This is a genomic window from Rhodococcus sp. 14C212, assembly GCF_011058195.1.
In the GTDB taxonomy this organism is placed as follows: Bacteria; Actinomycetota; Actinomycetes; order Mycobacteriales; family Mycobacteriaceae; genus Rhodococcus; species Rhodococcus aetherivorans.
Genome location: NZ_JAALEH010000156.1, coordinates 1 through 7,663, shown reverse-complemented (window position 1 = coordinate 7,663; position 7,663 = coordinate 1). Strand labels below are relative to the sequence as shown.

The 7,663-nt window shown below is 63.7% G+C and carries 4 protein-coding genes and 1 pseudogene; 1 reads left to right on the top strand and 4 read right to left on the bottom strand.

Translation table 11 applies throughout. The features are described 5' to 3' along the window. Positions 1 to 417 precede the first annotated feature (417 nt). The 4 genes and pseudogenes from G6038_RS31725 to G6038_RS29760 form a co-directional block, all read right to left on the bottom strand. Positions 418 to 714, bottom strand: a pseudogene (locus G6038_RS31725) (protein kinase); the annotation flags it as partial. Between the two features lie 276 nt (positions 715 to 990). Further along, entirely contained in the window at positions 991 to 2,136 is a 1,146-nt protein-coding gene (locus G6038_RS29770; RefSeq protein WP_346772954.1) for an acyl-CoA dehydrogenase family protein, read from the bottom strand. A gap of 134 nt (positions 2,137 to 2,270) precedes the next feature. Next, positions 2,271 to 3,206, bottom strand: coding sequence for an alpha/beta hydrolase (locus G6038_RS29765; protein WP_346772953.1), 936 nt, complete (start codon positions 3,204 to 3,206; stop codon positions 2,271 to 2,273). After that, positions 3,203 to 4,783 carry an NAD(P)/FAD-dependent oxidoreductase gene (locus tag G6038_RS29760; protein WP_165042400.1) on the bottom strand — a complete coding sequence of 527 codons (1,581 nt, stop codon included), beginning with the start codon at positions 4,781 to 4,783 and terminating at the stop codon, positions 3,203 to 3,205. Before G6038_RS29760 ends, G6038_RS29765 begins: the two co-directional genes overlap by 4 nt. Positions 4,784 to 5,134: 351 nt before the next feature. Between G6038_RS29760 and G6038_RS29755 the strand changes: the two genes are divergently transcribed. Beyond that, entirely contained in the window at positions 5,135 to 6,760 is a 1,626-nt protein-coding gene (locus G6038_RS29755; protein WP_165042398.1) for an AMP-binding protein, read from the top strand. Positions 6,761 to 7,663: the final 903 nt, after the last annotated feature.

Sequence of the window (7,663 nt, the reverse complement as noted above, 5' to 3'; positions counted from 1 at the left end):
CGGGGCGCACCGGTCGGGGGAACAGAGCCGCAGTTCAGCAGGCTCGCGAGCGACCGGCATGGACGTGTTACAGCGTCCAAAGATGTTGGACGTCATGGGTTCGCGTATTCTGCAACTCGTGATTGTCCATGATGGATAAGCACGATTATCCATCAAGATCGCGTCGGGAAGGGATGTGGAGGTAGGTCGCGTGTACGGGTGTCCGGCGCCGACGTGCTTCCGGTGCGGCCGCTACCTGAAACGACAACCACTCCGAGCGGAACCCGCACATGGGTGTGCACGGCATAAGACACAGGACCACGGTGCGCGTACTCCACCCGGCACCGCGCGTCGCCGATGCCGCCGTCGGAGCGACAGTCCGGCCGTCGACGGGAGCTTGGTGGACGGCCCGAGGGCGATGCCCCAGCCACGGATCGAGCGGCCGCATCGATCGGTGATATCGATGTGCAGGACATTGACAATGTGCGGATGGCCGGTCAGTCTGCGCGGCTGCGCGCTGTTCCCGAAGGAACCGCGCCCGATACTGCTCGTCGAGGTCGGCGTGAGGACCTTCACCGCCACCGTCCGGTCCAGCGAGGTCTGCGTGCAGCGGTAGACGACGCCGAAACCACCCCGGCCGATCTCGTGGGCATCCTCGAACCCGGCCGCCGCGAGCTCCGCCACGACCGAACCTGACACCTCACGCTGCGTCGCGGACGGATCGACATCGGCCATCGCTATGCCAATTCATCCGGACCGGGCACTACCGAGGAAGGCACGGCTGCTTACCTTTCGATGAGGTACCCCTACAGTATCGTCGACAGCGGGCACCCGACCGACGTCTCCATCAGATTGCATGACACCGGGAAATCAGATCGACCCTCGCGCGGCTCGCCCCTGCGGCCACGAGCCGGAGCCCGGCAGTGCCTCCGCGAAGCTCTAAGCCCCATCGCGCGCTAAAACGATGCGCCAGAAAAGGCCCCAATACTCCCGGCAATCCTCTCGTACACCTCAGGTATGGAGGTCGTCGAGCTTGGTGAGAACTTGCAGCATCACTTCGTCGGCACCACCGCCGATGGACGTCAGGGCCATGTCCCGAAGGAAACGGGCAGTCCAGGTTTCCTCCATGTAGCCGAGACCACCGTGGTACTGCAGACAGGTCGCGGCCACCTCCCGGGAGAGCCGGCCGATCTCGAGCTTGGCCACCGTCGCATAGCGGGTCGTATCCTCGCCACGCATGTAGGCCTCGGCGCAGGCGTAGTTGTACTGCCGCAGCATATCGAGACGGGCATACAGCTCGGCGAGCCGGAACGCGAGGTGCTGGTTGTCGATGAGCGCCTTGCCGAACGCAGTCCGGTGCTTGAGGTAGTCGCGGGTCCGGTCGAGGGCTTGCTGCAGGCCGCCGACCCGGTCGTAGGCCGCGCTCATGCGTTCGTTCTGGAACTGGGTCATCTGCTGTTGGAAGCCACGCCCGATCTCACCGATGGTATTGGCTACGGGGACCCGCACATCCGTGAACGTCAGCTCGGCGGTGTCGGAAGACCGCATTCCCAACTTGTCGAGCTTGCGGGACACCGCGAAGCCCGGAAGGTCGGTCGGTACCACTATTTGAGAGAAACCCTTCGCGCCGGGCTCGTCGGAGGTCCGGGCGAGCAAGCAGATCCAGTCCGCCTGGGTTCCGTTCGTGATGTACAGCTTCGACCCGTTGATTACCCAGTCGTCGCCGTCACGCACTGCGCGGGTGCGAAGCCGTGCGACGTCCGATCCGGCGTCGGCTTCGGTCACGGCGATCGAACACACCGCCGTGCCGGCGATTGCGGGCGCGAGATACGTTTGTTTGAGTTCTTCGCTTCCGAAGCGGTGCAGCGACGGGGTGGCCATATCGGTCTGGACTCCGATCGCCATGGCGACTCCGCCGGCGTCGATCCGGCCGAGTTCTTCACGCAGGACGACCGTGTACAGGTGATCGGCGTCCTGCCCGCCGTAGGCGCTGTCGTATTCGAGACCGAGCAGGCCGAGGGCGCCGAGTTTGGAGAACAGCTCGTGTGCCGGGAAACCGCCGGCTGCTTCCCACTCGTCGACGTACGGCTGGATTTCCTTGTCCACGAACTGGCGGACCATCTTGCGGAACGCGATGTGTTCCTCGGTGAACATCACCATGTGGGTGATTCCTCTCTGTCTGCGTCGATCACTGATCGACTACCAGCAGGTGCCCGGCGTGGCGGAAGGCGGCAGCCGAGCAGGGGCCGGTCGAGCCTGCCGGCCGTTCGTCCGGCCCCTGCTGCGGTCGTCTAACTCGTCAGGCCGAGCCGATCGCGGAGCCACCGACCCGCGCGGGCGATCGTGGTGTCGGCTTCGGCGGATTTGCCGGCCATGAAGAGGTAGACGTGCTGTTGGCCGGATTGAATCTCCAGCGTCACGTCGACACCCGCGTCGCGTGCCTTGTCATGAAACCGTTCGGCATTGTCCTGCAGCGTTTCCGCGTCACCCGCGCTGACGAAGACGGGCGGCAACCCGTCCAGATCGGCGTACAACGGGTTGGCGAGCGGTTCGGTCCGCGGGGTTTCACCAAGGTAGAGCGAGACCATCAGCTCACTGACGTCACGGGAGACCAGGGCCTCACTGTCGGCGTTACTCTCCATCGTCTTGCCCAGGTTTTCCATATCCAGCCATGGGGAGAAGCCGATTATGGCGGCCGGCAGCGGTTCGCCGAGCTCGCGCAGCTTCAGGACGGTAGTGATAGCAAGGTTTCCCCCCGCCGAGTCGCCCGCGGTAGCGGTGTTCTCCGGCCGGTAGCCCTGCGCACGCAACCACTTGTGCACGGCGATGAGGTCGTCGATTTGGGCGGGAAAAGGGAACTCCGGCGCCAGTCGATAGTCCGGAATGATCGCTTGGACTCCGGCGGCCTTGGCGACGTGCGCGGCAAGCTTGCGGTGGCTGGCTGCGGACCCGGTCACGCAGCCTCCACCATGGGCGTACACCAGGATGTGGTCCTTGCTTGCGCCAGCTGGCCTGGCGAGGATGGCGGACACGCCTCCGGCGTCGATGCTCTCGTACGTGACATCGGTTGGCTCGGCCGAGAGGGACTCCAGGCTGTCGAGCATATTGCGGAGCGTCGCGATGTCCATCTCCGGATTGGCTGCCATGCGAGCGGACATCGCGGTGTAGCTGTCCTTCAACGCATTAGGAAGAGCGGTACCCATGCTGTTCTCCTGTTGCTCGGTCACGATGTCTTGGTCAGAGTGAAGCCTTCGAAGCCCTCGTCGATGCAGGCTTGGCATTCCTGTCGATAGGCTCCGGCGCCAGCGAAGTAGAACAACACCGCGTGCGGCTTTCCGGGAATGTTGTCTCCGAGCCACCAGATGCGCTCGGCCCTGACCAGAACTGTCGCGTTGACGATGTCGTCGAGGTGTTTGCGCCATTGTTCGACCGCGCCGGGTTCGGCCTCCATCCGTTCGATCCCATTGTCGTGCATGTGCTGCAGGGCAGTCCCGATCCACTCGACGATCCCCTCGGCCACAACGGGGATATTGGCGAAAGGTGTCTGTGGTCCGCATACCATGAACATGTTGGGAAAACCGTCCACACCGATCCCGAGGTGCGTGCGCGGTCCGCGCTCCCACTTGGAGCGCAGCTCCACGCCGTCGCGGCCCCGGATGTCGATCTGATTCAAGGTCCCGGTCACCGCGTCGAATCCGGTGGCGAAGATGATGATGTCAGCCTCGTACTCGTCGTCACCGACCCGGATCCCCTTGGGCGTGATCCGACTGATCGGGGTCGTGCTCACGTCCACGAGTCGCACATTGTCGCGATTGTAAGTCTCGTAGTAGTAGTGCCCGAGCGGGGGCCGCTTGCTGCCGATCGGATGGTCTTTCGGGCAGAGCAGTTCGGCGGTGGCCGGATCCTCGACGACCGTACGGATCTTGTTCCGGACAAAATCCGAGACGATCTTGTTCGTTTCGTCGTTGACGAGGATGTCGTCGAAAGTCTCGAAGAGGAATCCGAACCCCCCGATCTCCCAAGCGCGTTCCAGAATCCGCTGCTGCTCTTCCGGGGTAACGTCGGACCCGGTACGCCCGGCGAGGTCCATGGGGAAGCCGTAGAAGTGCTGGCGCGCCTGCTCCCAGATGGCGTCGTAGTTGGCCTTGATCGCGCGGTCCTCGAAGTCGGTGAGGATGTCGTTGCGTGCGGGTAGGGCCCAGCTCGGGGTGCGCTGGAAGACGGTGAGCTGTGCAGCCTCACGCGCGACCAGGGGAATGATCTGCACCGCCGTGGCCCCGGTACCGACGACGGCGACCCGCTTGCCGGCGAAGTCGACGCCCTCCTTCGGCCACCGTCCGGTCAGGAGCCACTGGCCCTCGAAATCGGCGAGCCCGTCGAAATCGGGCAGGTAGGGCTGCGACAGCGGTCCCGTGGCCGTGATGAAGTATCGGCAGGTGTAACTCTGCCCCCGGTCGGTGGTGACGGTCCAGGTGGTGCTGGCGTCGTCGAAGACGGCCGACTCGACCCTCGTGTCGAATTCGATGTCGCGCCGCATGTCGAACCGGTCGGCCACGTGTTCGAAATACGACAAGGTTTCGGGCTGGGTCGGATACCGCTCGCGCCACCGCCAGTCCTGCTGCAACTCCTCGGAGAAAGAGTAAGCGTAAACCCAGCTTTGACTGTCGGTGCGGGCTCCGGGGTAGCGGTTCCAGTACCACGTTCCGCCGACGTCGGAGCCGGCTTCGATCACTCGTGCCGACAGGTCCAGGCCACGCAGCTCCTGCAACATCCGCAACCCGCTGAAACCTGCGCCGACGACCACCGCATCGAAGTCGGTAGACCTCGGCTGGGTGGCATCTCGGTGCGGGTCGGTCTGTATCGACATGTCTGGCTCCGTTTCCGTCCGTGCTCGCGGCGCAGGCGCCTAAGAATGACTGTGTTCCGGGGATCAAATCGACCCCAGCAATTTTCGGGGGTGTCAGCTCGCGGCTGAATGTGCTGTTGACGCTGCCCGCTGAGCACTGTGCGCGTCAATAACGCAGAGGTCGTTGGGTGATAGGAAACCCAGATCGGGTGCTACTCAAATGATGTCTAGCTTCGGTAACTCTCGGACACGAGACTTCGGATGAGGGCCCGGTCAATCGAGCCTCCCTGACGAATAGGAGTGAGAACGATGTCCCTGCGTCCGGAACTCGGTGGTGTCGCGCCCTTGACCATCAATCTCGTGCAGCGCGTCTGCCTCGGTGATCTGCCGACACGCGCGACGCAGCAGTTCCCGCACCGACCAGCGGTCGTCGACGGTAACGCCGTGCTGACCTACAGCGAACTGGAGGCCCGGTCGAACGCCGCCGCCGCTGGACTGCTCGACCTCGGTCTACACAGGGGCGACGTGGTGGCGATAATGATGCCCAACTGCTGGGAGTTCCTGGTGACGTTCTTCGGCTGCGCGAAGATCGGCGCGGTGTGCATGCCGGTCAATACCGGTCTCACGGCCGAGGGCGTGGCATTTCAGTTCGACGACGCCCGTCCGGCCGTGGTTGTCGTCGAGGAATCGCTCGTGGCACTGCTCGAAACGGCCCTTGCCGCGTTCCCGACGACATCGTCGGTACAACGCGTCGTGACGGCACGTGCGGACAGTCCGCGCTCCGAGCTCGCCGGCATCCCGGTGATGCCGTTCGCGGCGCTGATAGACGCGACGGTTCCCCCGGTCGAGGTCATAGTTGAGGACCGAGATATCGCCCAGTGCCTGTACACCTCCGGTACTACCTCGCGTCCCAAGGCCGTCCTGACCAGCCATGTTGCAGTGATGATGGCCGCGCTGAGTACTTGCGTGCAATTTCGACACGAACGGGGAAATAGTTGCTCGGTTTTCCCCATCGTGCTGCCTCTATTTCACGTCACTGCCCTGAACTGTCTGACGTTGCCGGTGCTGCTTACGGGTGGGACCGTGGTGCTCCATCGCAGCTTCGATCCGAATGCACTTCTGCATGATCTCGCCACCAGACAAGTCACTCATTTGATGCTGCTGCCGGTCATGTGGGGTCAGCTGGTGGACGCGGCGGGCAAGGGAGCGCCCGGCAGGGAGAACGTACGGATGGCGATCTATGCCATGGCTCCGATGAGTCAGCAGCGTCTGGATGAGGTGCGCGAGGTGTTCCCGAACGCCGATGTCGTGCTCGGATCTGGCCAGACCGAGTTCATCCCGCCGTCGGTGATGCAGTGGCCGTCGCACCAGTGGGACAAGAATGTCTCATGGGGCACCGCCGTCATCACAACCGACGTGCGCATCATGGGGCCGAACGGCGAGCTGCTGCCGCGCGGGCAGGAAGGCGAGATTGTCTACCGCGGCCCGCAGGCGATGCAAGGCTACGGCAACAATGAGGCGGCCAATACGGCTGCCTTCACGCACGGGTGGTTTCACAGCGGCGACGTCGGCTACCTCGACGACGAAGGCGTCTTGTGGTTTACCGACCGGATCAAAGACATCGTCAAGTCCGGAGGGGAGAACGTCTCCTCTGTGGAGGTCGAGCGAGCCCTGCTGGGCCATCCGGACGTGGCCGATTGTGCGGTCGTCGGGATGCCGGATGACCGGTGGGGCGAGAGCGTGACAGCAGTAGTGGTCCCGGTCCCCGGGCGAACAATCGCCGACGACGCGATCCGCAGCTTCGCGAAAGAGCACCTGGCCGGATACAAGGTACCGAAACGCGTTGTCGTGGTCGACGGACTGCCCAAGACCAGCACCGGCAAGATCCAGAAGCACCGAGTGCGCACGCAGCTCGAGTCTCGGTCTCAGTCGTAAAGGCAGAGTCTGCTGACTTCCTCGAGATAACCGGAGATCGCCAGAAGGTGCGGCACGTCTCGCTCGGACGCGGCTCATCGGGCGAACGATCGAATCGGTTCACCGCTAAACGATTCCGCTGTCTTCTGCTGAACCAGACTTCATCGCAGCCGCTGACCACCCTTGTCAGGCATCGGCTCTCGCGCGAACCGCAGAAGATCCGCCCGGCTATGAAGAAGCCTTCGGGGACGCGGCGACGGGACGAGTGCGTAACACGACCCTTGAACCGTAACTGCCGTCAAGGTCGAACGCATTCGGTCACCGATGCGCCGACAGATCACCTCGGCGTTCTCGGCAAATGCGATCTCATCATGTCGTGTCTGGCCAGGCTGACTGGCGACGGTGATCGTTGACGGCGCCCACGCCGGTCAATGGCACGATCCTTGGGGCAGGGTCCCCGAGAACCATCAAGCGCTCCGCGCGGCGGCATCACCACCTCCTCGAACCCCGCCGTGAACTCCTATCTGTCCACGGTTTCCACCGGCGGGGGACGCACATACGACCCGACCCGTTCGTCGCTGAGGCGCCAGAAATCCATCGTACCGCGGCCGGCAAGTTCGACAATCGGCTCGTCGCGCCGATTGCATCAGCTTGAGAGATGTGGCCTCCGCCAGGCGATGGTTGCGACCGGCACACAACACTCATCGATCATCGAGCAGAGGCTTGATGTCCAGCGGTCATCGGATGCAGGTGGGCGAACGAGTGGCCCGTCCATCTCACCGTCGTCGGGCACGCTTAGGGGATGTCTCATTTGGGGAGCTTCTTCCAGCAGGTCAGCGCGGCGGCGAGTTGGAGGAAACCGGCGAAGTGCTCGCCGTGACGTTCGTAGCGGATCGTCAGCCGGCGGTAGCCGGTCAGCCACGC

What these genes read in the sequence shown, in the direction of transcription:
- G6038_RS29755 (WP_165042398.1), top strand. Translation starts at nt 5,135, where the DNA reads ATGTCCCTGCGTCCGGAACTCGGTGGTGTCGCGCCCTTGACCATCAAT.